The following is a 26,570-nucleotide window of genomic DNA, read 5'->3' on the forward strand; positions in this document are numbered from 1 at the left end:
TACTGTCTTAATTCCTAACTAGATTCGCTTGGGGGTTTCTCGTCACCGCATCGAGCTCTTTCAGTTCCTCCGAAGTCAACTTCTCAGCAACCGTTGCCAAAATATCCGTGATGTGATGCGGTTTGGACACACCCAGAATCGCAGATGTGACTCCCTGCGTACTCAGAACCCAGCTCAGCGCTAGCTGAGCAAGTGTCCAACCCTTACGCGCTGCGATTGGTTTCAACTGCTCCACAATGTGGAAATGCCGCTCTTGCTCCAGCAGCACTTGCAACCGTTTCTCATTGGCAGCGCCACGAGTTCCTGCTGGCGGTTGCTGGCCGTAGGCGTATTTCCCCGTCAAAAGGCCGCGTCCCAGCGGGCTGTACACGATAACGCCTACGCCTTCCGAGATGGCGAACGGCAGCAGCTCCTGCTCGATTCCTCGGGCAATCAGGCTGTATTCCGGCTGAACGCTTTCGAAGCGTTCAAGCCGCTGCAGCGCAGAGATGCCATGCGCTTTGGCGATTTGCCACGCCACATAGTTCGAGGCGCCGATGTAGCGAACTTTTCCTTGGCGAACAAGGTCGTCCAGGGCGCGCAGCGTTTCTTCCAGCGGTGTTTGCTCGTCGAATCTATGTACTTGGTACAAGTCGATATAATCGGTTTTCAATCGTTTAAGACTATTCTCAACAGCACGGTAAATATGGTATCGGCTTTGACCGGCATCATTCGGACCCAGTCCGACACGTCCGTGAACCTTGGTCGCAAGCACGATTTCATGGCGGCGAGCGCCAAGCAAGTTGCCGAGAATCGTTTCGGACTCGCCGGTTTCAAGCGGGTTATCCTTGTCCATCCCGGAGCCATACACATCAGCTGTATCAATCAGGGTAATTCCCGCATCAAGCGCCGTATCCAGCACTTCGGCAGATTCCTTCTCCCCGATCCATCTGCCGAAAGCCATCGTGCCCAGACTTACCTCTGAAACGCGCAAGCCTGTTCGGCCAAGACGTCTTTGTCCAATACTCATATCCACATCTCCCTGTCTGTTGGTATTAAAAAAAAAAAGGCAATCCATCAAAGGATCGCCTCCGTTTTCTACGGTCGGTCAAACTGCTTCACTTAAACCAAGTTAATCACTTGGATTAATCCCATATTATCACCACGATGTCTAATCGTCAACCTGCCGATTGTTATTTCAGCACGTAATATCGGATAATATATTCATCCAATTGTTGGCTAATCGCAACGACCTTTTCATGGGTAAAACAGCCGTGACGCTCGGCTTCCTCTATCATCTTCATGCGCAATGCTTCAATTTTCTGCAACAATAGTTCCATCTCAACATTTCACACCAATTCTGTTCAGTATCGTTAGTGTCTTTATTATAAATCATGATTCCGCAGAAGTTTGTAAAACTTTGTCGACATGCTTTGAAGAAATTGTGAAATTTTATTTCAGAATGAAAAAGACGTTGAAAGCCCACCTTTTATAGCACAAAAGGGAGTTCAATATCGATGACTGTCCCTACTCCCAGTTTGCTTTGAATCCGCATGCTCCCATGGTGCGCTTCAATAATCCGATAACAAACCATGAGTCCAAGCCCAGTTCCTTCTTCTTTTGTCGTAAAAAAGGGGTCACCCAGTCTAGGTATAAGCTCCTCAGCGATCCCAATCCCATTGTCTTTGAGCTTAATCAACATCTTCTTATTTCCTAGACGTTGAATAGCGATATGAATCATTCCGCCGCCTGGCATGGCTTCCACGGAATTTTTCAACAAATTGATAAAGACCTGTTTCAACTGGCCTTCATCGCTTTTAACCATATGAACACCGCCGTTCATCCTATTAAAATCAATCTCAACATTATGCAGAAGCGCCTGAGGCTGGAGCAGAGAGACCACGTTTTCAATAATCTCGCAAATATTTTTATCTTCAAATCGGCTTCTTTGCGGCTTCGAAATGAGCATGAATTCGTTTACAATGCTGTTGATTCGATTTAATTCTACCAACATGATATCTGTGTACTCGACGATTTTTTGAGTAGGAGCACACTTGATAAGCTTTAAGAACCCTACAAGCGAGGTTAAGGGATTTCGAATCTCATGCGCGATTCCTGCCGCCAATTGTCCGACTACGGAGAGTTTTTCCGATTGGAGCAGCATCTCCTCCGCTGTCTTGCGTTCGGTGATATCTCTTAACACAGTCTGAATGACCGGACGTTCCAAATATTTATGAAGTACGACAGACGATGCCTCGATGGCAATTCGTTCTCCGTGCAGACCTAACAGATTCAGTTCAATAAATGGTATATATTGATCGGCGAACTCAACGGATTTGACTCTCTCTTTAAAAATTTCATGAAAATCAGGGTGGATGAACTCAGTCACGCTTTTACCTATAACCTCACTTTGCATTACCGCCCCTAACAGCTTCAACCCGATATCATTGATATAACAAATAATGCCTTCCTGATGAACAACAATCGGCTCAGGAAGCAATTTAATCATGCGTCTGTACTCTTCATCCCGTTCTCGAACGATGCTTTCCATCACTTTTTTATGTGTAATATCTCTGCACAGTAATTGAACCGATGGTTTGCCCAAATATTCAACCGGAACGGCTCTGATTTCGACATTGATCAGTTGGTTGTCCAGCCTTACCAACTTCTTTTCAATAATATCCGTAGGCTTCTCGGCTTTCATTAAATCCTCTACCTGATCTTGAAGCTCGTCTCTTTCATCCGGATGAATAAATGCTATGGCTAACTTCCCTCGCACCTGATATTCACTTTCTGCACCTACGAGCTTTAATGCGGCAGGGTTTGCATATACGATAACAGATTCCGTGTATACAATAATCGGCTCCGGTGAGTGCTCGACCAAATTGCGATAGCGTTCTTCGCTTTCTTTCAACTTCACAGCTTCCATTTTACGACTAGAAATGTCTCTTGCTACTTCCACTAGCGCAAAAATACGGCCTTCGCTATCCTTCAGAGGGGATATGGTCATGCTGGCAAAAAAAGAATCGCCATTTTTGCGAAGTTTATGCGTCTCATAACATTCAGCCTGATCTTGATAAATCACACGGGAATGGATATTCCTTACTCGGTCAACTTCGTATGAGGGAACCGTCTTTAAACACTTTTCAAAAACCTCATCATTCGTCCAACCATACATCTCTTCATACGCTCTGTTCACCTGCAAAATATGATTTTGGAGATCAATAACCGCAATGCTGGCATTTGTATGGTGAAAGCAAAGGTCGAATAGTTGGTTAATTTGCTGCATCCAATTTGTCGGTATTGGTTTACTCTCTACCCTATTATCCATGTTGTTAGTCCTCACCCTATCAATAAACGCATGTGTTTTTAGTAACAATTCTATGTTCTTTGGCATTTTCCTTTCCATATAAGGGTAAAAAGTAATTTTCCAATTCATGGATAATGTCGAATGCACAAAAAGGAGCGGCTCAACAAGAGCCAACTCCTTATTTGTGGACAGAATCGTCTAAATATCGACCAAATATTCCCAGGTAAAATGGATCGCGCCTATCCGATTAGGCCGGTGTGACGGGGATATGCTCCATCCGATTCTCCAGCCAATCCTCCAAGTTCGCAACGCGATCGGGATATTTGTAACTTCTCGCCAGGAATCCCGCTCCATGCCCCGGCATCGGGTCTTGATCCGTAGGCTGATAGCGCAGGTCTACACTCCAACGCACCTCATCGGATAAATTAGGCGTTGACATGTGCAGACAACGGTCATTAAACAGGATTGCGCTTCCTGCGGAGACCGGTAGAACGACAGTCTCTGTTCTGCCCAACTGGCTTTCATGCAAAGCCGTGTAACCTGTTCCTGTATCCTCTTCCCGGTGCCACTTCAGTAAGCGCTTACGGTGCGTGCGCGGTTTAATGTGCAGACAACCGTTAATCTCATTTGCATCAACTAGCGGAATCCACACCGTAATCACGGGATTGGAATTGGCATCGGGCCAATAGGATTTATCTTGGTGCCAAGGTACTGCGCCTGCAGCAACCTTTGGTATTTTGGGTCGTGTGTTATAGACCGGATTGGAAAACAGTTCGCCGCCGATTAGCGATTCAACCGCATCCAAAATTTTGGGATTGCTCATTAATTGAAAATAACCTGGAATCCTGTCCCGCCAGCTGCGCCCATATTTCAGGAAATGCTCCGCCGTCAAATCTTTGAACAATTCCGCCAAGCGATATTTAAAAGGGCGATCTTCTAATTTGTCCTGAATGAGCCCAGCCTGCATAAGCTCCTCCGCAATGGCCGAGACCTTCGTCGTCATTGCTTCAATGGCCTGCGCGAGATCTTCTTCCTGAAGCAAATTGGGAATTACGAGATAGCCTTCCGTGTTATAAAAGTCGACTTGCTCTTTGCTCAAACTTCCGCCAATTTGGTTCACGTTCATTGTGTTCATTCCTCCTCAAAGTTGATCTACACTTATAAATTTAGCATCTTTGAGTTAAAACGTATTTATCCGGCTGTTCAAGGATTGATCAATTCTTCCGGTTATTTCTTTTCAACCAGAACATTATGACATACAATTAGATGATAACCTGCTAGCAAAGGGAGACTGTCCGATGCCAATTTTGACAGCAATGAATCCATCCGTAAGAACCGCTCACCACTACCGCTTTCCTTATGAGAAAAATGGCAGCGAATCTTTCCGGTTAGGATATTGTTATGCCTTCCACCTTGTGACCGGCGGCAAAGGAACCGTTACCCTCCCAACAGGTACCTTTGCCATAGCCAAAGGTGACCTGCTCTATTTTCCGCCCAAGCTCCAGCATTCTTTCCATTCTGATGCCGCACATGCGCTATCGACCTATAACCTTTATTGCGACATATGGGCTACGCGCCCGGACGCTGGGCAGAAGCATCTTGTTTGGAAAGAAGCCGACTTCGATCCTCACCTGTTGACGGCTATGGAGCCGAATTCCGACTTGGACAACTTGCCTAATCTGCTCCATTTCCAACATCAAAGCGCCATTACCGACCTGTTCGCCCTAGTTGTAGAGCAGCATCAGAATGCTGCGCCCTACTCAGACGCTATCGGCAAAAGCCTTCTCCAAGCCTTACTGCTAAAAATTGTTCAACTGCATACCTACCTGCCGTTCATTGATTTCCGTATCAAGCCCCTGCTCGATAATATTCACCAGAAAGCCTATATGGGGTCCAGTTATGAAGCCTGGCTGGAACAATGCAAGCTGAAGAAAACACAATTCCATCAACTGTTCAAACAGGCCACAGGCATGTCGCCCAAGGCCTACTGGACTTCCGTTATCATGAAGCAAGCCGCTGCCGCATTAAAAGAGAGCGCACGATCGGTTACGGACATCGCCGAGGATCTGGGGTATTCGTCTATCCACCATTTCAGCAAGCAATTCACGCTGTATTATGGCATCTCTCCTTCGGAGTACCGGAATCGGCAGCGGTCATAAACCGCCGTGGCTCTTATAACGCCTCCAACAAGCGCTTCCGTTCTGCCGAGCCCATCGCCAAATGAATCAGATGCGCCATCAATTTCTTCTGTTCCAAATTTAATCTAGCGAACACTCGGGGTTCCAGCTGACAGAGCTCCCGGATGACCGATTCGAGCTCATTTTTCTTCATGGTATCCTCAGGACCGTCCGTGAAATCCGGAAAAGCCTTCGCTTCCGCAAATTCTTGAATGACATGGTCAGACAGTATTTCTAAATAAGGCTTTCTTTTCTGCTTAATAAACGCATTGATTTCTTCCAGCAAAAATTGGAAAGCGTCGCTTTTCTTGCTCACGCCAAAAGCTGCTTCGAGCTGGCCGCTTTGATCATCACTTTCAAAATCAAAGTAGTCGAACAGTTTGCTTTGAATATAGACACTATGGTAAAAGGAGTCCCCTTTATTATTAAAGGTGGTCGGTTGTTTATACTTTTCTTCCATATGGGAGTCGATGAAATACAGCTTGGAATATTCGTGGTTGATACGGTCCTGCCAACGAATGAATTTAACTTGAAAGGCTGTTTGGCTGCCAGCATGAACGAGGTCGAAGCACTCTTTTTCCCCAATCAGACTTGAATAATCCAGCGATTGGCCATCCAGGCGAAGATCGAAATCTTTGTCCGCATGAAGCTCCAGAAACCAGCCAAATTCCTTGCAGAGATAAGCCGACAAATGCTCAAGGATGAAGTCCTGCACAATATTATGAAAAGTTACACTCGTTCCTGGCTCTCCATCCGTCAATTTGATGCTCGAAACCTTATAGTCATCCAAATGGTTCGCGCCAATTTGAATGGTATACGTATTTTTCAATAAACCGTCTGTATAGGTCGTTTTCCATGTCGCATCGGAAGCAAAGCGATGAAAGGTTAATCGGCCGATCCCATTTTTACCATGCATCGCCGATGTGGTTCTTGTCCGCTTCTCTGGATCTATCTGCTTCTCCGACTCAAAAAAAGGTGTGAATTTCCGTTCCAATTCACGCCGATCAATCCCGTAACCATTATCCGAGATCACGATATAGTCAACACCGCCGAGCACATTTAAATGAAGCTTAACGTCTACCACTGTAGCTTGCGCATCGAAGCCGTTCCAAATATATTCGGAAATCGCCTGCAAATAATCAAATTTACGAAGCGTTTTTTCGATCCCTTTTGAGGATATTTGTATTTTGCCCACAACGATCAGCCCCTTCTACGAGTGTACTCTGCCTTCCTTTCTATCATATTCCAAATCTCTCATTGCTGTATGTCGATTTCTGCAACCCTTTCACCATTGATTTTCGACAAAATGAGGGTTCTACGCCTGTAGTCAAGCCCTTGCTGTTTTAAAAAAGAATTAACATGCGGTTAACGTTCCACGAATAATCGAATGTTACCCTTAAGGCATCTAGGAACTACAGGAGGGATTCTTATGCGCCTCGCGTTGTTTACCGATACCTACGTTCCTCAAATGAATGGCGTTGCACTCACGTTAGGACGTCTTACGGATTATTTAAATCGTCGTGGTGTTGAGCACCTCGTGTTCACGCCGAAATGCACCGATGAAATGGCTTACTCCGAACTGATTCGCCCCGTACCTTCCGTTCCTTTTTTTCTCTACCCCGAATGCCGGATTGCCTTGCCCAACATTATTTCTCTGCGTTCTGAGCTTGACCGCTTCCGTCCCCATCTGCTCCATATGGCAACTCCGTTTAACATCGGTTTGTGCGGTCTCCACTATGCCCGCAAGCATCGGATTTCGCACGTAGCCTCCTATCACACCCACTTTGATCGCTATTTAACCTACTACCGAATGAAAAGAGCAGTTCCGTTGTATTGGACATACATGAAATGGTTTCACCAATCCTGTGACGCCACTTTCGTCCCTTCGACCGATACGATGCAGCACCTGCATGCACAAGGCTTTGACCGCATGCTTTTGTGGTCCAGAGGTGTTGATTGTGCGCTCTATACCCCCGATAAGCACACGAGCGCAGTTCGCGAGCGATACGGAATTACAGCCCCTTACCTCCTCCTCTATGTGGGGCGCATCGCCCCGGAGAAAGATATAGATACCTTATCGGCCGTCATGCGTACTTTGCCTGATTCGTTGAAAGAGCGTGTTCACTGGCTCATCGTAGGAGACGGACCGCAACTGGAGGAGCTGCGCGAGCAAGCTCCGAACAATGTGACATTTGCCGGTTACAAGCAAGGGGAAGAACTCGCAGAAATCTATGCCTCATCCGATCTCTTCTTCTTCCCTTCCAGTACCGAAACATTCGGCAATGTCGTCCAAGAGGCAATGGCTTCCGGTCTTCCCGTTATTGCCGCAAATAGCGGTGGCGTACGGGATATGATTGTTCCCGGACAGACCGGAACTTTATGTGAGCCCCGCCAGCCGGAATCTTTCATTCAAGCTATTGATGCTTTCATCAATGCCCCGGAACAATGGGCAGATTTCCGAAAAGCAGCAAGAGGTTTTGCCCTTGGACGCTCATGGGACGCTATCTTCGACAGATTGCTGGAGGACTACGAACAAATTATCGATGCTCGCCGAATTGGAAGTAAACTGGGATTCTATACAGCTTAAAGGAGGGGACATCCATGCGAATAACATTAGTCGGAACAGGATATGTGGGCTTGGTTGCCGCTGTGTGCTTTGCGAAACTGGGGCACGAAGTCATTGCCGTTGACCGTGAGCCCGTCATTCGCGGGCTGAAGGAAAATAAGCTGACCGTATGGGAACCTCAGCTGGAGCCAGAGCTGGCTGATGTCTATGCCAAAGGGTTATTAAGCTTTGAAACAGATCTCGCCCGAGCCTCATCGGACACGGACGCTTTGATGATTGCCGTAGGCACGCCTACGCGTTCAGACGGTCATACGGATCTGGGGCATGTGCATGAAGTGCTGTCTCTCTTGATGCAAGCCGGCACCTGTCCTCCCCTTGTGATCATAAAAAGCACTGTACCCGTAGGCACCTGCGATGAACTGGAAGCTACTTTGCTGGCGGCTGGTCTTCATACAGAAGTCGCCTTTAACCCTGAATTTTTAAGGCAAGGCAGCGCCTTCTCAGACTTCATGGAACCCGATCGCATCGTATTCGGTTGTAAAACGCCGCAAGCCGAATCCCTGCTTCGCCAATTATATGAGGGGATCGAGGCTCCTGTACATGTTTGCGACAGGCGCAGCGCTGAACTTATCAAATATGCGTCGAACGCCTTTCTTGCGATGAAAATCTCATTCGCGAACATGATGTCCGATGTGTGTGAAGGCTATGGCGCAGATATCCGCCATGTCATGAGCGGAGTTGGTGCCGATCATCGCATCGGGCCTGAATTCCTGTCGGCAGGCGTTGGTTATGGAGGCTCCTGCTTTTCCAAAGATTTGCAGTCCCTGCTGACGACCGGGAAGTTGATCGGCAGCTCGCTTCCGATTTTGGAAGCAGTCGCCAAAGTCAATGAGCAGCGCATTCCAAGGATGATCGCCAAACTTATCTCGCTTTGGGGCAATCCTTTAGGCAAGCGTCTCTGCGTATTAGGCATCTCATTCAAGCCAAATACCAATGATGTTCGCGACGCGCCATTTCTAACCTTATTAGCTCAGTGTGAGCGCCATGGCATCGAGGTTCAAGCCTTCGATCCTATCGTCAGACAAGTTGGAGCCAAAACCGTTCAGGTGATGGATTCCCCTTATGCTGCAGCAGCCCAGGCCGATGCTATCATGATCATGACGGAATGGCCGCAGTTTGCTGAACTCGATTGGCCTTACCTGCTTCACCTTATGCGTCGGCCTTATGTGCTTGACGGTCGGAATCTTTTGCCAAGTCAAATCATCTCACAAATCGTCGAAGTTGATGGGGCTATATATATGCCCGTAGGAAGGTCGATGGAGTGCAGTCCGGTCCCTTGGTCCGGAGTCTCCTCACCGGAATAAACGAAATAAACCCCAGTCCTCCGAAATAGGACTGGGGTTTTTCCGTTCCGCCATACAGACGGTTATCTGCTTTCAACTTCCACAAAAGTAACATGCTCAACAGATTTCAACGAAGCATAGATATCAGTTGCCTGCACTTTTTCGTACGTTAGCAGCTTTAATTCCATTTGATTAGAGCTGCCTTCTACATCCTTTACTTTCACGCGTTCAATCTGAATGTTTAGTTCTTTTAACCTTTTGAAAATCCGGTTGGGATCCTGACTTTCATGACAGATGATTCGTACTTCCAAATAACGTTGTTTGAGAGAGCGGGGGCCGATCCACTTAATCATAATCGGGAAGAAATTGACAGAAAAAATGATGAAAATGACGGCTACGAATGCCTGCATATAATATCCAGCACCGGTTGCAATCCCCAGCGCAGATGCTGACCACACCATAGAGGCTGTCGTTAAACCGGAAATTTCATCATTGTTTTTTCTTAAAATGACGCCTGCGCCTAAGAAACCGACGCCGCTGATAATTTGTGCAGCAAGCCGCATGGGGTCCATGTTGGTATGACCTGGAATAGAAAATCGGCTTACGGATTCAATTGAAACCATTGTAATTAAGCAGCTGGCAACAGCAATAACCATGTTTGTTTTCATGCCTACTGGCTTATGTTTCAATTGGCGATCAATGCCGATTAACATACCAAGAAATAGAGCAATGCCTAACTTAATAACAAAGGGAGATATCAACACTGTGTTTCTCCTCTCAACATGCCCCCGTCTATATTGCGGGACTTGTTATACAGATACGGGAAGACCGTTTAGTACCGCGTCAATTTCAACGTAAGGATAACCATGAGCTTCAGCAACAGCTTTATACGTGACTTTCCCTTCAATCGTATTAAATCCTTTTGCTAAATCTTGATGCTGCAACCCGGCTTCGCGATAGCCTTTATTGGCAATTTGCAAGCCATAACCTACGGTCACGTTGGTTAAAGCAACTGTAGATGTCTGTGCGACCGCGCCAGGCATATTGGCAACTGCATAATGCACAACACCATGTTTCACGTAGGTCGGATTGCTGTGTGTCGTAATACGGTCAATAGTCTCTATCGAGCCGCCTTGATCAATGGCTACGTCCACAATAACGGAACCCGGTTTCATCGTTTTTACGGCGGCTTCGGTTACCAGGCGCGGTGCCCGGCTGCCCGGGATCAACACGGCGCCGATCAGCAGATCCGCTTTCTTAACCGCCTCGGCAATATTGCTGCCATGCGACATCAACGTGCGCAACCGTCCTTGGAATTGATCATCCAATTGACGCAGCCGCTCTGGATTTACATCCAGCAGCGTAACGCTCGCTCCTAGACCCACCGCCATTTTCGCCGCTTGCGTCCCCACTACGCCCCCACCGATAATGACGACTTCAGCTGGCGCTACCCCAGGAACTCCGCCAAGAAGAATACCTTTTCCACCCTTGGACTTTTCCAAAAATTGTGCGCCGATTTGAATAGACATTCTGCCGGCTACTTCACTCATCGGGGTCAGAATCGGAAGGGAACCGTTATTTAGTTGAATCGTTTCATATGCGATTGCGACAACTTTCTTGTCCGTTAACGCCCGGGTCAACTCGGATTCTGCCGCTAGATGCAGATAAGTGAACAGAATCAAACCTTCCCGAAAAAACCCATACTCCTCTGCCAGTGGCTCTTTTACTTTAAGCACCATATCCGCCGACCAAGCATCCGCAGCCGTAGGCACGATTATGGCGCCTGCCGTCAAATATTCCTCATCTTCGAAGCCGCTCCCCAAACCAGCGCCGGCTTCAATCCAAACCTCATGTCCGTAATGTTTAAAAGTGGCCACACCCGCAGGTGTAATCCCAACTCGATTTTCATTGTTTTTAATTTCCTTCGGCACACCAATAATCATACTCTCGCCTCTCCTTCGCCTATGTCCAAAATTGTTCTTGCTGTATGGCATCCACAAGACGAATCATATCAGCCGCTTCCACTTCACCGATGTTGCCAATTCGGAACGTGTTGGCGTTCGTAATTTTCCCCGGATAAATCACAAAACCTCTGCGCTTCAACTTCTCGTATAACGTTTGGAACTGGAACTGATCGCTTCCCGGATACAGGAAAGAAGTGATGATCGGTGATTGCTGCGCCTCCGGCAGCAAGGTCTCAAAACCGAGGACCTTCATTCCTTTGACGAGTGCCCGCTGGCTTGTTTTGTAACGATTGTACCTGGCGACAACGCCACCTTCATCCGCCAGTTCTTTCAGTGCTTCATAGAAAGCACGGACAACGTGAGTTGGCGATGTAAAACGCCATTTTCCATTATATTTTTCCATTTTATCCCATTGGTCGAACAAATCGAGGGAATGGGAACGCGCCCATCCGGCGCACTTTTTCATTTCATCAATTTTGGCAATAATAAAACCGAATCCGGGAACACCCTGGATACATTTGTTAGCGCTGCTGATCAAGAAATCGATCTGTAGTTCCGCGATATCCAACGGAATTCCGCCGAAGGAGCTCATGGCATCTACGATATAAGTTTTGTTATATTTTTTGACGATGCGGCCAACAGCTTCTATCGGGTTCAACATGCCTGTCGTCGTCTCGCAATGAACAACAGCTACATGTGTGATATCCGTTTCTTTGCGCAGCGTATATTCCAGTTGATCCAAGTCTGGAGGATGAACCTCCCCGTTATCCAGGAGAACGAGCGGAATATTCAGCATTTTCGCCATTTGGGCCATCCGTTGGCCATAAGCGCCATTTGCCATAACCAGAATTTTGCCATCCTGTGGAATAACGCTTCCGATCACAGATTCTACACAAAATGAACCGCTGCCCTGCATAAGAACGGAGGTATAAAGCGACGTCTCCTTGGTCGCTAATTGAACAAGTTTAGTGCGAATATCCTGCACAATTCGATTATAATCATCATCCCATGTACACCAGTCTTTCAGCATCGCCGCTTTTACCCTTTTGCTCGTCGAGAGGGGGCCAGGTGTCAAAAGCAAATACGGGTTATCCTCAATTAAATCAATATTCATCGTTACGTCCTCCTTCGTTTTATTCATCTATTGTCCGCTTTTTGCTAACCGGGCGTTAATATCGTCAATGACTTTCACAAGGTCGCCGATCGTCGGAATCACATAATCAGCCCCGGCTTGACGGAACCGTTCTTCGACAACGGCCATTTTCGCTGCCAATTCCGCAGCCGGCATCGTATTGACTTCCTCCTCGGTAAGACCGAGCTCGCTTCCTCCTTTTACAACCCCTACACTCCAAGCCCCGGCATTAACACCCTCTTGAATATCGCTGACCGTATCGCCTACTTTGACAATCGCCTGGAACGGATAAACCCCTAAGTTCGCAGCATTCGCGTAACACATCCACGGATACGGCCGTCCGGCTTTCACTTCGGAAGGAGTAACCAAGGAATCCGGCTCATACCCTTTCAACTTGGCCTCCCGGCTCACCACTTCCATCATTTCCGCCGTGTATCCAGTTGTAGAGCCAATTTTCAGCCCTCTGTTCCGCAGTTCCTTCACTAAGTCCAGTGCGCCAGGGATCAGATCCGTATAATTCGGTAAAATTTCAAATAACAAAGGTTCGAAATCGGCATACAGATCATCCACATCCGCATTCGTCGGCAGAGCCCCGAATTTATCTTTCCACAACTGAGCGATTCTCGGAATGCTGCATAAGGTATGGATATGATCCCATTTCAATAGTCCCATCGGACCGCGTGCTTCTTCAGCTGTAATGGCAATGCCCCGTTTCTCAAATATCCGCAGGAATACGTCCAGTGGCGCAAAACATCCATAATCAACCATCGTCCCTGCCCAATCAAAAATAACAGCTTGAATACGACCTTCATAATTTTTCGGCATCATTACCATCCCTCTCTTAGTTCGCAAATCAATATTTATTCTGATGTGATCCACTCGACATGCATTTGTTCCAGTTCAACTTCCCATTCTTCCGGTGCAGGAACATTACTGACGATGACATCGATATCCCGCAAATCCGCCATTTTATAAAATTGCACCATGCCTATTTTGGAGTGATCGGATACCACAATGCTCACTTTGGCATGTTCCATCATCTTCTTCGCTAATTGACCACGTTTTTCATCAAAAGAGGTGATTCCTTTGTCAATCATCATCCCATCGATGGAGATAAACGCTTTGTCCGCGTAGAAGTACTCCACCATTTTCTCCGCCAATGAGCCAACAACCCTGGATTGCAAAGAGCTTACTTTGCCTCCGATGAAAAATATTTCCCCGGCGTACAACTCCCTGTTCTTATACTCAATTAGCGAATGAAGTGCAGGAATGGAGTTTGTCAAGATCGTGAGATTTTGCTTATCAAGCAAGTGTTCGATCATCTGCATTGTCGTCGAGCCATCATCGATAAAAATCACTTCATTGTCCTGGACAAGAGCTGCAGCCCATTTGCCTATTTTACGTTTCTCCTCCACATTCAGTACTTTTCTGTTCAAATGGGAGGGTTCTTCCCGGGAACGATTCACTTTCACCGCTCCGCCGTAGACCCGCTTCAGCTTGTTAGCCTCTTCAAGGTCCTCCAAATACCTGCGTACAGTCTCCGAAGAAACCTGGAGCACCTCGACAAGCTCATTGGTAATCACTTTGCCTTCGGCATTGATCTGATTAAGGATATACTCCTTACGTTCTTCCCCGATAAGTGACACGAACGTGAACCTCCTTGCACAACTGCCTCATTGTTTGTTCTTAGCGGCTACTTTCGAATTTGCCAAGCTTCCGTTTTCTTTCTAACTTTTTTGGAAATAAGCGTGTAAAGCAGTCTTACGATAATATTCGTAATCACGATGAGCACCGCCATAGCTGCCGCTGCTGCTACATCACCTGCATCCTCCATGCTCACCAGCGCTACTGCCGCTAAGTTCAAATCCGCTGACCGCAGAAATACTACAGCAGAAACCGTAACCATGGAGTTGACAAAGAGGTACATGGCAATTTCTATAATTGCCGGTAGACACATAGGAACCGTGACTCTCAGCAATGTTTTGTAAAATGGCACGCGCATCGATTCTGAAACTAGCTCGAATTCTTTATCCAGCTTCTTCAAGGCTGTCGTCGCCGTGATGAACGGCACGCCATAGAAATGAGTGATATTGGCGAGTACAAGGATAATCATCGATCCATAAATCCAGTTCATGGGATTGTTCGGATTATTAAAGAAGAAAATGTAAGCCAAACCTATGACCATCCCTGGCAGCGCTAGCGGTAGTACCGACAGAAAATAACCAATCTGCCTAAGCCCGTTCAAATGACGCGATTTCTCAATGAGATAGGCGAATAAAAACGTGACGATGGTCCCAACGATTGCTGTAAAAAACGACACCTGCAAACTGGTCCAGAACGGATCAAGTCCTGAGCCTGCGACACCGGAGAAATCATAATGTTTGAAGCTGAAATTTAAGTTATAAGGCCAAACTTTAATTAATGAAGCACATGCGATTGTTATTAAGGGAATGAGAATTAAAATCGAAATGACTACTCCGAACAATTGAAAGATGGTGTCTCGAGCTTTCCCCCCGGCTATCCGATAGGGAGTTGACTTGGAAGAAAGCATGGAACGCTGTTTTCTCTCGACCATTCGGTCAACAACAAAAGCGATGATTGCCGGAATGGTTAACAAAATGCCCACTGTAGCGCCCATTGACATATTTTGCTGTCCGATGACTTGCTTATAAATATCCGTGGCCAGTACGTTGAATTTACCGCCAATGGCTTGCGGCGCCCCGAAATCCGTAAAACAAGCCGTGAAACAAACGAAGATTGCACTGATTAATCCATATTTGACCGAAGGCAAGGTAACTGTCAGGAACATCCTTACCTTACTTGCCCCTAATGTCTCCGCCGCTTCATACAGCCGCTGATCCGTGATGGATAAAGCGGTAATAAAAATGAGGAACGCTTGCGGAAACAAATAAATGACTTCAGAAATAACAATTCCCACTGGACCGTAAATCGGGATATGAATACCGCCGGACAATAATCCAAAAAAACCGGATGTCAGAATGCCCTGATTGCCAAAAAGATACGTTAAAGCAATTCCGTGCATCATGGTCGGCTCAAAAAGCGGCAGCATGGCGACATAATGCAAGTAGGCTTTACCTCGAATCGCCGTCCGGCTAATCCCATACGCATATAGGAATGCCAAGGTCACGGCAATCCCAGTAGAAAGCAACGAAACCCATACCGTATTCCATAAGGATTGCGCCAAGGAAGGTGTCGTAAAATACTTGATGAAATTCTGGATCCCGATGAATTCTGCATTCGTATTGAAAAAAGCTTTACTGAACAGCAAACAGAGCGGTACTAAAATCGTAAACGACAATGTAATAACGAGTACGACGATTAGGAAATTTTGCAAATTGAGGATTTCTCCCCAGTTTCGGCGAACAGACGGTGTCCAGGCAGCGCTTTGCTTCTCCATCACGCGATCACCACATCATCCGGTGTAAAGGTAATGACTCTCTCTTGCGGAAACTCAACAGATACTTCAGCAAACTTCATCAAGTTTAACTTGTGTGCATGCTGTGCAGAGACATCTACGGAAAGCAGCTGATTTCCTAGCAGATCTTTCAGCTCACGAATGGGCTGCAAAATCAATCTATAAAACGGACCTCTAAACTCCATGTGCTTAACCACAGCCTGGTATCCTGAACCTGAAGAAGAAATACGAATATGTTCGGGTCTGACGGCAAAATTGGTGAGTGGCAAGTTTCCTTTGCGAGGCCCGTAGGCCAAGAAATTAATGGAACCTATAAAATCCGCTACAAAAGGCGATTCCGGTTGATCATACACTTGCTGAGGGCTTCCCACTTGCATAATTTCAGCATTATTCATAACGACAATCCGATCCGCCATGGTCAATGCCTCTTCTTGATCATGTGTGACCATAATGGTTGTAATGCCCAACTTTTCTTGCAAGCTGCAAATTTCTTCACGCAGTTTGGTCCTCACTTTGGCATCTAACGCTGATAATGGTTCATCCAGCAAGAGAAAATCAGGCGATAAAACAACAGCTCTGGCAAGTGCAACGCGTTGCTGTTGGCCTCCTGAAAGCTGGGCTGGATAACGTTCTTTCAAATGTAGTAAATCGACTAGTGAAAGCGCCTCGCTTACTTTGTCGTTAATTTCCTTCTTCGTAAGTTTCCTCCCCTGCAAGCCGTAAGCCACATTCTGAGCAGCCGTTAAATTTGGAAATAATGCGTAAGATTGAAAGACCATGCCGAAGTTTCGTTTGGATGGCGGCAAATCTGTGATGTCCTTGCCTCCAACCGTGATTCGCCCGCGCGTCGGTTTCTCAAGACCGGCGATAATGCGCAGCAAGGTTGTTTTGCCACATCCGCTTGGGCCAAGCAAGCAAATGAATTCATTCTTTTTAATATCAATATTTATTTCTCTAAGCGCTGTAAAGGAGTCAAATGTTTTGTTCACACCTTGAATGGATAAATAGGCTTCTGGCATAAGCTGCCTCCTTGAACTTAGATTTGAGAAGGAAGCGACTGCTGACCCCGGCAGATCCGGACAGCAGCCGTTTCATTAACTTGATGGCGGGTTATTTCGGCTCGCTCTTCGTGTTATAACGTTGATCCCATTCAGCCAGAATACTTGCCCGATTCTTCGCAATATCGTTGAGATCATTTTTGATCAATTGTTTCATCGGATCGACTTTGTAGCCTTCAGGAAGCTGTGAATTGTCGGTTTTGATTGCCAAAATGGCATAATTTTTGTTGTATTCTTTCATAACTTCATCTGTAATTGCCCAGTCCAGGAACTGCTGAGACACTTGTTTAATCGTTTTCTTCTTAATAAGTGCATTGGCTTCTACATCCCACCCGGAGCCTTCCTTCGGGAACACAACCTCGACCGGAGAACCGTTCTTTTTCTCCTGCAAACCGCGATATCCAAAAGAAATGCCGATTGGGTACTCGCCCGTCCCCGCCAACTTGGCCGGCTTCGACCCGGAGTGAACATACATAGCAACATTGTCATGCAGTTTGTTCATATAGTTCCAAGCCTTCTCTTGGCCCTCCAATTGGATCAATCCGGATACCGTCAAGAAGCCTGTGCCTGAGGAAGAGGGGTTAGGCATGGTAATAAGCCCTTTATACTCCGGCTTAATCAAATCGGCATATGATTCAGGAATTGGCAATTTACGCTTAGCCATCTCTGTTTTGTTGACGATAAAAGCTGTTTCCCATGCATCAATACCCACCCAATGCGCCGGTACATTTTTATCTTTAAATTCAGGCAGTACGCGTTCTACCCCTTGCGGAGCATAAGGTTCTAACTGATTGTTCTGATCTAGCACCAGTAAGCTTGTTGCCGCTAATCCCCACACAATATCTGCTTGCGGATTATCTTTCTCGGCCAGCAGCTTAGCCGTGATTACCCCCGTCGAATCTCGGACAATGTTAAGTTTAATATCAGGATATTTCTTCTTGTAACTAGCTAGATAGTTCTTGATCGCATCATCTTCCAGTGCCGTATATACTGTCAATTCCTTACTGGTTGAATCTATACTTCCTGTTCCAGCAGGACTTGTGACTGCTCCGGGTGTCGACTCTTGGATGGTTGCGGATTTACCACATGCCGATAATAAAGAAACAAATGTAACCGCAACGACTAAACCTCTAGTTAATTTTTTCATTGTTCCGATTCCTCTCCTGGTTATAATCTGTTCCTTCCGATAAGACACACGCTTCTCTCTACTTTAATTTTGTATGGTCTGGATGCAAAACGTCGTTTTCGCTGATCGACTAACCGATCAATGATCCCCCCCACATCGTTTGCTTCATTAACAAACATAAAAACAACTTTAATTAATTGATTTTAATTGTTTTTTGTTGTTTTTATAATAGGATTATAAGCTTTCCCCCACAATTGTGTCAACACTTTAATGTCACGTAATATAACATTAACATCACGCAGAGCCTCCACTGAACTATACGGGCTAATCGGAAGACTTCCTACGAATGAATAAAAGGTCTGCCCCCGTTTCGGAGCAGACCTTTTATTCATTTAACCAAGTTCCCCAGCGTGGAGCAAGAATTTCTTTCAACTATTTTACTTTGAATAATGACATTTCTTTGGAAGTCATTAGGCAGCACACCTAATTGTTTCATTAACAATCTGACAGATTGAGCACCTAATTCCGAAGGCTGCAAATCCATACTGGTTAGAGACGGGTTTGATTGAACCATCATGGAAAGATCACCGCAGATAACGAAGACTGAAACATCTTCAGGGACTTTGAGATTAAGATCTTTCATTGCATTGAGGGCACTGAAGGCCGTGCGGTCATCATCCGCAATGATCGCGGTTACACCTTTCCCAAGCTTCCCTAAAGTAGTCATCGTTTCCTCGTAGCCATAATCCATGTATACGTTTGAACTTAAATCAGGCTTATGATGGATCATGTGATCTTCTACGTGAAGATGGTGATCTTCCATCGCTTTGATGAAGCCCTCTTTTCTATCAATGGATACTGTCATTAACTCGTTGGCATTTAAAAACATGATATTTCGGTGACCTTTTTCAATTAAATATTTACAAATATGATAACTAACCGCTTGATTGTCGTTATCCACACTATAAGCATTAAGAACCGTTGGATTCATAACCCTGCCAACCGTTACAAATGGAATATTTTCGGAAGCCATCAGATGTATTCGCTCATCATTGGTAGTTGGTCTCATGACAACAGCCCCATCGATTGGATAACTAGACAAGAAAGGGGTTTGAACCTTTTGCAGAGGAATCATATCAAGCAGCACCCGGTATCCGTAATAAGAGGCTTCGAGAATGACCCCATTGATAAATTGCGTATGAAATGCGCTAAAAAAGAAGTTACCATGCGGAATGGTTAACCCGATCGCCATCGTTTTCTTCGTCACCAAGCTGCGTGCGATATGATTCGGCACATAATTCAGCTGCTTGGAAATACGTAATACTCGCTCTTTCACTTCATTACTTGTAGGCCTCTTTTGGCTAAAAACATTGGAAACAGTTCCCTTCGAAACTTGAGCTAATTTGGCAACGTCATCTATTTTAGCCATATCCTTATTAACATCCCTTCAGAAAACCATCCATTTATGCTAATTTGTCATTGAGCTGCTCGACTAATTCAATTAACTCCAGTGGGTGACTAATTGTATATTGAGGGATTTCGCTTTCGTCTGCGTGCAGCTTCGGATAACGAGGCGTCCAGCTCAAGAAGACGCTCGTGATTCCCATTTGGTTAGCCCCTTTAACATCCCTGCTCAAGTTGTTGCCGACCATGACAATACGGTAGCAATCCTGCTCGCTGAGATCCAGTGCGCCAATCGCTGCTTTGAACATCCGAGGACTTGGCTTGGAGGCTTTGACCGTCTCCGAATACACCATCGTCGTAAAATAATCGTACAAGCCATTTTGCGTCAAAATATTTTTGAAGGATTGCGCATTGCCGTCGGCTACAATCGCTAATGTATACCCCCGTTCAGCCAGCGTTTTTACCATGACATCGGCTCCTGGAATCACATTAGCTTGAATGACAATATCGTGATCATCTCTAATTTCCGTGCCTTCATCGATAATGGTATCGCCGCAATCCAGAAAAACAATCAATTTCTTCGGTGCTGAACTATTCGTCGTATTAGGATTCATGAATGACACCTCTCAAATTTAATTGGTTTGCGTAGTGACACGCAGCAAAATGGTTATTGTCCACAGTTTGCAGCTCAGGTTCCTGCTGCACGCATTTGTCCGTTTTATACCTGCATCTTGGGTGAAAATGACAACCGCTTGGAGGATTAGCCGGATTAGGAACTTCTCCTTCCAGAATAATCCGATCCTTCTTCGTATCGGGATCTGGCTCTGGTACGGCTGACAAAAGCGCTTCGGTGTACGGGTGCATCGGATGGGTAAATAACGAATCAACAGGCGCCAGCTCTACAATTTTACCCAGGTGCATGACCGCGACCCGATCGGATATGTTTTGTACGATAGATAAATCATGAGAAATGAAGATATAAGTAATTTGAAGCTGCTCTTGCAAATCCTTCAGCAGATTAATAATTTGCGCTTTAATCGAGACATCCAAGGCCGACACTGCTTCGTCGCAGACAATGAGTCTTGGCTGGGAAATGAGAGATCTTGCAATCGCTATGCGCTGCCTCTGTCCGCCGGAGAATGCGTGAGGATAACGTTTGAGATAACTGACATTTAAACCCGTTTTTTCAGCGATGAACGTTACTTTCTCATCCAATTGCGATTTCGACAACTTGAAATTGGCCAAAAGAGGTTCGGATATAATGTCATACACGCTCATCCTAGGACTAAGAGATGAAAAAGGGTCCTGAAAAATCATTTGAATATCTTTCCGATATTTCTTGAATGCTTTTCCCCTTAATCCCAGAAAGTCGACTTGCTCTTCTCCCTCCGGATGATAGAGAACTTGCCCGGATGTTGCATCCATCCCTCTCACAATACAACGTCCTAATGTCGTTTTACCGCAGCCCGACTCACCAACAATGCTTAATGTCTCTCCTTCCAAAAGCTCAAAAGAAACATTATTCAGCACGCGGATGGAGGAAGGTTTGCTAAACAGCTTGTTTTTGGATTTCACTTGAAAATCCTTGTTCAATTGATTTACTTGCAAAATTGGTTTAGACATTCTTATTCTCCCTCACCCTCACCCTCAGCCTTGTAGAGAAAACATCTCACCATATGGTTATCGGAGACATACGTTTTGGGAACGTTTTGCCTATTGCATACACCCTCGATTCGATCTGAACAGCGCTCGTAGAAACCGCACATCGGCGGCATATTGGTTGCCATGGGAACTGTTCCATCGATGGATTCCAACCTTGCATGCCTGTTTCCGGATAACTTGGGCATGGATTTGAGCAGCCCTTTGGTGTAAGGATGTTTGGGGTTATTGAAAATTTCCTTCACTGTCGACTGTTCAACTATTTTCCCCAAGTACATAACAGCTACTTCATCACACATTTCGGCAATAATCCCAAGATCATGAGTGACCAGCAGGATAGCCATACCAAATTCACGTTGAAGCTCTTTCATAAGCTCCAACACTTGTGCTTGAATCGTGACATCAAGCGCAGTAGTAGGCTCGTCGGCAATTAGCAATTCCGGGTTGCAGGACAAGGCCATTGAAATCATCGCCCGTTGACGCATCCCCCCGGAGAATTCATGCGGAAATTGGTCAAAACGTTTCTCCTGATCCGAGATTCCGACTTTGCCAAGCATTTCAAGCGCGATTTTTTTAGCCTCTTTTTTGTTCTTCGTTCGGTGGATTAATATAGCTTCCATAATCTGATTTCCAATCGTGTACATCGGTGAAAAAGCAGTCATCGGCTCTTGAAAAATCATCGCTATTTTCCTGCCACGAATGGAACGTATTTGTTTACTCCGTGTAGGTAACGATAACAAATCCAACTGATTTAAGGCTTTCTCCGATTCGGAGTGATACACGATCTTTCCTGTGGTTTCGCACTCTTTGGGATTAATGCTAATAATCGCTCTGCTCGTCAAGCTTTTCCCACAGCCTGACTCGCCAACAAGGCCCAGCGTCTTCCCCTTTTTTATATCAAAGTCAACGCCATCAACAGCCTTCATTTCTCCATTATCCATTTGAATGTGAATCCTGAGATCTTGGACAGACAGAAGGGGGCGTTCAGATTGTGAAACGGTGGCTTGCGATGTCATACTATCCCCTCGCTTTGGACTAGAGTGTATTACTTCTTGTATGGATCGGCAGCATCGCGCAATCCGTCGCCTAGAAAGTTAAAGGTTAAAACCGTCACAATGACAAAACCTAAAGGAATCAGTTTCCAGGGATACAAAGCAACATTCTCGATCTGTTGTGCTTCTTGGAGAAGAACGCCCCAGCTCGTTGCAGGCGAGCGTATTCCGAGCCCCAGAAAGCTCATTGCGGTTTCACCAAGAATCATGCCAGGTATGGCTAAGGTCGTTGCCACAACCAAATAGGAAATAAAACCAGGCAATAGATGTCTAATAATAATTTTCGCGTCACTCACGCCGGCAATTTTGGCTGCCAACACATACTCCTCATTTTTCAAAGATATGAACTTTCCTCTCGCAACCCTAGCTAATTCCGTCCACCCGATAAAGGCGAAAATGATAACAATATACAGATACATCGTAACGATAGGAACCCTGGCGGGAATGGCGGCTGACAATGCCATCCAGAGAGGTAGCGTCGGAAATGAGCGAATAATTTCAATACTCCGCTGTATAATCGAGTCTAACCAACCTCCGAAATAACCGGACACCCCTCCGATAAATAATCCCAAAACGAAGCTTATTGATACGCCGATGAGAGGAATGCTTAATGAAACTTGGCTCCCCAGAAATACACGGGAAAGTAAATCCCTGCCCATACCATCCGTACCGAATAAAAAGATACGTCCCGGCGCATCGACGCCAAATAGATGAATATTTGTAGAAAACAGTCCTAAAAACCTGTAGGTTTCACCTTCTACAAAGAAACGAACAGGATGACGAACGTTCTCGTCCTGCACAAATATTTTACGGAGTGTCACAGGATCTCTTCCTGATTTCAGCTCATTCACGAACGGTCTCAAATGGAACTGGCCATCTGCGTCCTTAAAGCTCACTTTCACTGGTGGAGCGTTCACGTATTTACTGTCATAACTTTGCAAACCATAAGGCGCAATAAACTGTGCAAATAGGGCCGCTACATAAAAGCATGCAAGAATCGCCAGGCTAATCCGGGCCAATTTATGCTTTTTTAAACGACGATACATGAGCCTCCATTGTGAGCTGTGGGAAAGATCACTTTTGGGAGCTTCTTTTATTGGCGTTATCTTCTGTCTTCCGATAATTGGAATCGTTTTCATGGTCACATACCTCTGAACTCTGTGCGAATTTTTGGATCGAGCCATGCCAATAAAATATCTGAAATCAATGTACCCAGAACTGTCAAAACAGCCATAAACAACAGCCATGTACCCGCCAAGTACATATCCTGCGCTAAGAGAGCGTTATACATGACCGGCCCTTGGATGGGAAGATTGAGAACAATCGCCGTAATGGTAGAACCTGTAAATATAGAGGTCAGTGACCAACCAATTGTGCTCACGATCGGATTCATAGCTGCACGGGTCGGATATTTGATTAATATTTTTGTTTCCGATAAGCCCTTTGCTCTCGCCGTCACCACATTTGGCTTATTCAATTCGTCCAGCATCTGGCCTCTCATAACTCGAATCAATTCTGCCGTATTCGCTAACCCAATGACGATAACAGGAATGATCATATGCTTGAGTAAATCCAATACCTTATCGAACGACCAGCCTGCATGAACGAACTCACTTGAAAAGAGACCTAATAAGGGATCGCCAAAGTAAACATACGACAAATACATTAAGATGATGGCCATCAAAAAATGCGGCGTTGCCATGCCAAGAAAGCCAACAGCCGAAAAAATATAATCACCAATCGAATATTGCTTTACAGCGCAGTAAATACCGATCGGAACCGCCACTGCGTATGTGAATGCCATTGTCACCAAAGAGACGACAATTGTTAACCCCATATATTGCGAGATAACCGTCGTAACCGGCTTGTTATAGCTGAAAGAATAGCCGAAGTCGAAGTTCGTTATCATATTGCTCATCCAAGCCAGATATTGAAAAAACCAGGGCTGATCCAATTTCAGACTTGCTCGCATTGCAGCTATATCGGCGTCTGACATGACATCACCGGCAACCGACATTTTAGCCGCATAAGTCGACACGTAGTCACCTGGTGGAAGCTGAATAATGTAGAAAACAATCATGGAGATAAAGAAAATAACCGGTATAACCAAGACGATTCTTTTTAAAATATAGTGAAGCATCTCTACCCTATCCTCTCCGTTTAATTCAAGAATAACGCTGAACGATACAGGGGGATTCGGGATCCCCCTATTTTCGCCCAAAACTTATTTATGGTTTGATAAAAAATTGCGCGGGATGACCATGCCCCAAGCTGCGGAATTCATCGGAATAAACTAAGTCTTTGGGTACGTTGCCCATTTTATTGGAAGCTACTACAAGGCGCGGTGTAGGACCAGCGTAGCCGATAATCCACTGATTTTTCTGATGCAGCTTCACAATCTCATTGCTCCACTTCTCGATCTCCTCTTTACTTGTTGACGCTTTAACTTTGTTCCAGTAGTCGAGAATTAAAGCTACATCGCCTTCCGGTTTGACACCTTCTTTGCCATTGGAAGACGAGTACAACCCGTAATGTCCATACCAAGGCGTCAGCACCCGCAGAGGAACGAGCGTATCCGGACGGAATGCTACGTTAACAAGTGAGATATTTTCAGTCGTCGCAGGAATTTTGTTAGCGTATTTGAGTTCCTGATGAGTTCCTTGATCCACAACTTTAAGGTCTACTTTAATGCCCACTGCCTCATAATACTTTTTGACAAGTTCAAGGAAGCTTGCTGTACTCGTACTGCCTTCAATGATCGTAATGGTTAGATCAGAACCATCTGCATTGAGACGGAAATTATTCTTATCGCGTTTGGTCAAGCCAATCTCATCCAGCAGCTGATTAGCTCGATTCACATCGAACTTACTCCACTGATCTGCCCATCCTGCTTGGTAGCCAACCAGCCCTTCAGGAACCGATGCCTGCTGAGGAGCGCCCAAGCCATTCGTTACGATTTCCGAAATCTCTTTCCGATCTACAGCAACCGACAGGGCCTCTCTAAATCGAATATCCTGAAACAGCTTGCGCAGATTTGGATCTGCAATCGTCTGATTCAACTGCAGGCCAGCGCTCGACCAATTTGGCGTCGTCCAAGACATAACGCGGAATCCTGCTTTTTTCTCATTCTCCTTGAGCACAGTAAAGTCTTTAAAATCGAAGTCAAGCAAATTGTAATCTCCAGCGAGCGCACCTAGAATACGTTGAGCAGGATCCTGTACTTTGGTAGCAACGATACGATCCATATACGGAAGCTGATTACCCTCTTTGTCCGTTTTCCAGTAATAGGGGTTACGTTCCATAATAAACTGATCGCTGTTGGGGTCATTTTTGGCCACCCAAGCCCGCAATGTCGGGATTTGCGGATTAACCCAATAATAGTAGCCTGTTGCGACTAAGAATGTTTTTACGTCTTCGAAGCCCCATTTTTTCGCAATCTCAAGTGCCTTCTCTTGACCTACAAATTCAGGGAGTATCGTTTTTTGGAAGTGCGCCGGCGCGAAGAACCATTTGTTATCTATCGCAACACGTTCCAGGAATTGTACGCTTGGATACTTATGCACAACCTTAAAGGTGTAGTCATCTACCTTCGTAACCGTCGCCAAAGCCTTCTCCCCGGATACAGGATCTACGGAATAATAAGCGTCATATATTTTTTTACCGAACGTTTCTTTGGTCAGCATATGCTCCCAGTAAAACAGCACGTCATCGGCGGTAAAAGGCACCCCGTCCGACCATTTCATACCCTTTCTTAAATGAATCGTAAATTCGGTAGAATCTTTGTTAACCTCATAGCTTTTGGCCACATTAGGTTCAATCGTGCTTCCATCTTTTTTAAAACGAAACAGAGCTTCCTCTGTAGGTTGACCTACAGTCCACCGGTCATTTGGTCCGGTCCATGGCATCTTCCAATCTCCGCCGTATTTGCCAATTTCCTCGGATACGGTTTCGACCATGATATCTTCCTTGGCAGGCATACGCTCAGCCACTGGCTTTAACGTCCCTGCGCTCACTAGCTTAGTCAGCATAGGAGCTTCTTTGAATCCGTCTGTCTTTGCAGGAGCGGGTGCTACGGGAGCCGTCGTTGCCTCTTTAACAGATGAGCTTGCCATTGGACTAACTTCACTTGCACTCTCGCAGGCAGCAAAAACAACAGCAGACACCATCAGCATCATGCCCATAAATATGCGATTCATTTTCAAACCTATCCCCTCCATCTTTCATCTGGTACTTCAATCTTCCTCATCACGAACTGGAAATTGGTTCCCTTCCACCCCCTAGATAGACTTAAGCTTAAACCGGTTTAAGTATGCGGAGAACAGGGAAAGCGCTTTCTTTAAAAAGCATTAAAAAAACGATAAACA

At 45.7% G+C, this 26,570-nt stretch carries 23 protein-coding genes; 3 read left to right on the forward strand and 20 right to left on the reverse strand.

Going from position 1 to position 26,570, the window contains the following annotated elements:
• Nucleotides 1–7 precede the first annotated feature (7 nt).
• From GON05_RS22925 to GON05_RS22940, 4 genes are all read right to left on the reverse strand, one after another.
• A complete protein-coding gene (locus GON05_RS22925; RefSeq protein ID WP_157322080.1) occupies nt 8–1,009 on the reverse strand; it encodes an aldo/keto reductase in 1,002 nt (333 codons plus the stop codon).
• A gap of 163 nt (nt 1,010–1,172) precedes the next feature.
• Nucleotides 1,173–1,319 carry an aspartyl-phosphate phosphatase Spo0E family protein gene (locus GON05_RS22930; RefSeq protein ID WP_145657396.1) on the reverse strand — a complete coding sequence of 49 codons (147 nt, stop codon included), beginning with the start codon at nt 1,317–1,319 and terminating at the stop codon, nt 1,173–1,175.
• A 149-nt stretch (nt 1,320–1,468) separates the two neighbouring features.
• Nucleotides 1,469–3,310 carry a PAS domain-containing sensor histidine kinase gene (locus GON05_RS22935; RefSeq protein ID WP_181646179.1) on the reverse strand — a complete coding sequence of 614 codons (1,842 nt, stop codon included), beginning with the start codon at nt 3,308–3,310 and terminating at the stop codon, nt 1,469–1,471.
• A gap of 226 nt (nt 3,311–3,536) precedes the next feature.
• Nucleotides 3,537–4,415, reverse strand: coding sequence for a phytanoyl-CoA dioxygenase family protein (locus GON05_RS22940; RefSeq protein ID WP_157322084.1), 879 nt, complete (start codon nt 4,413–4,415; stop codon nt 3,537–3,539).
• A 172-nt stretch (nt 4,416–4,587) separates the two neighbouring features.
• Between GON05_RS22940 and GON05_RS22945 the strand changes: the two genes are divergently transcribed.
• Entirely contained in the window at nt 4,588–5,448 is an 861-nt protein-coding gene (locus GON05_RS22945; protein WP_157322085.1) for an AraC family transcriptional regulator, read from the forward strand.
• 13 nt (nt 5,449–5,461) lie between these two features.
• Here the strand turns inward: GON05_RS22945 and GON05_RS22950 are convergent, their stop codons facing one another.
• Nucleotides 5,462–6,661, reverse strand: coding sequence for an ATP-binding protein (locus tag GON05_RS22950; RefSeq protein ID WP_157322087.1), 1,200 nt, complete (start codon nt 6,659–6,661; stop codon nt 5,462–5,464).
• A gap of 234 nt (nt 6,662–6,895) precedes the next feature.
• Here GON05_RS22950 and GON05_RS22955 point away from each other — a divergent pair, with 234 nt between their 5' ends.
• Nucleotides 6,896–8,053, forward strand: a complete 1,158-nt coding sequence (locus GON05_RS22955; protein ID WP_157322089.1) for a glycosyltransferase family 4 protein — start codon at nt 6,896–6,898, stop codon at nt 8,051–8,053.
• Nucleotides 8,054–8,067: 14 nt separating this feature from the next.
• Nucleotides 8,068–9,396: a UDP-glucose dehydrogenase family protein gene (locus GON05_RS22960; protein ID WP_157322091.1), complete on the forward strand. Its 1,329-nt coding sequence runs from the start codon at nt 8,068–8,070 to the stop codon at nt 9,394–9,396.
• Nucleotides 9,397–9,458: 62 nt separating this feature from the next.
• Here the strand turns inward: GON05_RS22960 and GON05_RS22965 are convergent, their stop codons facing one another.
• The 15 genes from GON05_RS22965 to GON05_RS23035 all read right to left on the reverse strand — a co-directional run bounded on the left by GON05_RS22965 (nt 9,459) and on the right by GON05_RS23035 (nt 26,402).
• Nucleotides 9,459–10,136, reverse strand: coding sequence for an MgtC/SapB family protein (locus GON05_RS22965; protein ID WP_157322333.1), 678 nt, complete (start codon nt 10,134–10,136; stop codon nt 9,459–9,461).
• Nucleotides 10,137–10,184: 48 nt separating this feature from the next.
• Nucleotides 10,185–11,318 carry an alanine dehydrogenase gene (gene ald / locus GON05_RS22970; RefSeq protein ID WP_157322093.1) on the reverse strand — a complete coding sequence of 378 codons (1,134 nt, stop codon included), beginning with the start codon at nt 11,316–11,318 and terminating at the stop codon, nt 10,185–10,187.
• 19 nt (nt 11,319–11,337) lie between these two features.
• Complete coding sequence (phnW, locus tag GON05_RS22975; RefSeq protein WP_157322095.1) at nt 11,338–12,453, reverse strand: 2-aminoethylphosphonate--pyruvate transaminase; 1,116 nt, start codon at nt 12,451–12,453, stop codon at nt 11,338–11,340.
• A 27-nt stretch (nt 12,454–12,480) separates the two neighbouring features.
• Nucleotides 12,481–13,296, reverse strand: a complete 816-nt coding sequence (gene phnX / locus GON05_RS22980; protein WP_157322334.1) for a phosphonoacetaldehyde hydrolase — start codon at nt 13,294–13,296, stop codon at nt 12,481–12,483.
• A gap of 35 nt (nt 13,297–13,331) precedes the next feature.
• Nucleotides 13,332–14,117 (reverse strand): DeoR/GlpR family DNA-binding transcription regulator, encoded by a 786-nt coding sequence (locus GON05_RS22985; RefSeq protein ID WP_181646180.1) that lies wholly within the window; start codon nt 14,115–14,117, stop codon nt 13,332–13,334.
• Between the two features lie 47 nt (nt 14,118–14,164).
• Nucleotides 14,165–15,889, reverse strand: a complete 1,725-nt coding sequence (locus GON05_RS22990; protein WP_157322097.1) for a putative 2-aminoethylphosphonate ABC transporter permease subunit — start codon at nt 15,887–15,889, stop codon at nt 14,165–14,167.
• Nucleotides 15,889–16,926 carry a putative 2-aminoethylphosphonate ABC transporter ATP-binding protein gene (locus GON05_RS22995; RefSeq protein ID WP_157322099.1) on the reverse strand — a complete coding sequence of 346 codons (1,038 nt, stop codon included), beginning with the start codon at nt 16,924–16,926 and terminating at the stop codon, nt 15,889–15,891. Before GON05_RS22995 ends, GON05_RS22990 begins: the two co-directional genes overlap by 1 nt.
• A 91-nt stretch (nt 16,927–17,017) precedes the next feature.
• Complete coding sequence (locus tag GON05_RS23000) at nt 17,018–18,112, reverse strand: putative 2-aminoethylphosphonate ABC transporter substrate-binding protein (RefSeq protein WP_157322100.1); 1,095 nt, start codon at nt 18,110–18,112, stop codon at nt 17,018–17,020.
• A 367-nt stretch (nt 18,113–18,479) separates the two neighbouring features.
• Nucleotides 18,480–19,520 (reverse strand): LacI family DNA-binding transcriptional regulator, encoded by a 1,041-nt coding sequence (locus GON05_RS23005; RefSeq protein ID WP_157322102.1) that lies wholly within the window; start codon nt 19,518–19,520, stop codon nt 18,480–18,482.
• A gap of 34 nt (nt 19,521–19,554) precedes the next feature.
• Complete coding sequence (locus tag GON05_RS23010; protein ID WP_127450280.1) at nt 19,555–20,109, reverse strand: HAD family hydrolase; 555 nt, start codon at nt 20,107–20,109, stop codon at nt 19,555–19,557.
• A complete protein-coding gene (locus tag GON05_RS23015; RefSeq protein ID WP_157322104.1) occupies nt 20,099–21,118 on the reverse strand; it encodes an ABC transporter ATP-binding protein in 1,020 nt (339 codons plus the stop codon). Before GON05_RS23015 ends, GON05_RS23010 begins: the two co-directional genes overlap by 11 nt.
• A gap of 2 nt (nt 21,119–21,120) precedes the next feature.
• Nucleotides 21,121–22,170 (reverse strand): ABC transporter ATP-binding protein, encoded by a 1,050-nt coding sequence (locus GON05_RS23020; protein WP_157322106.1) that lies wholly within the window; start codon nt 22,168–22,170, stop codon nt 21,121–21,123.
• Nucleotides 22,171–22,199: 29 nt separating this feature from the next.
• Nucleotides 22,200–23,345, reverse strand: a complete 1,146-nt coding sequence (locus GON05_RS23025; protein WP_157322108.1) for an ABC transporter permease — start codon at nt 23,343–23,345, stop codon at nt 22,200–22,202.
• A 2-nt stretch (nt 23,346–23,347) separates the two neighbouring features.
• The gene (locus GON05_RS23030; RefSeq protein ID WP_127450288.1) at nt 23,348–24,346 is read right to left on the reverse strand and encodes an ABC transporter permease; all 999 of its coding nucleotides are present in this window, start codon (nt 24,344–24,346) and stop codon (nt 23,348–23,350) included.
• An 88-nt stretch (nt 24,347–24,434) separates the two neighbouring features.
• Nucleotides 24,435–26,402 (reverse strand): ABC transporter substrate-binding protein, encoded by a 1,968-nt coding sequence (locus GON05_RS23035; protein WP_157322335.1) that lies wholly within the window; start codon nt 26,400–26,402, stop codon nt 24,435–24,437.
• Between the last annotated feature and the right edge of the window lie 168 nt (nt 26,403–26,570).

The organism is Paenibacillus anseongensis (assembly GCF_009757995.1).
Taxonomy (GTDB): Bacteria; Bacillota; Bacilli; order Paenibacillales; family NBRC-103111; genus Paenibacillus_E; species Paenibacillus_E chondroitinus.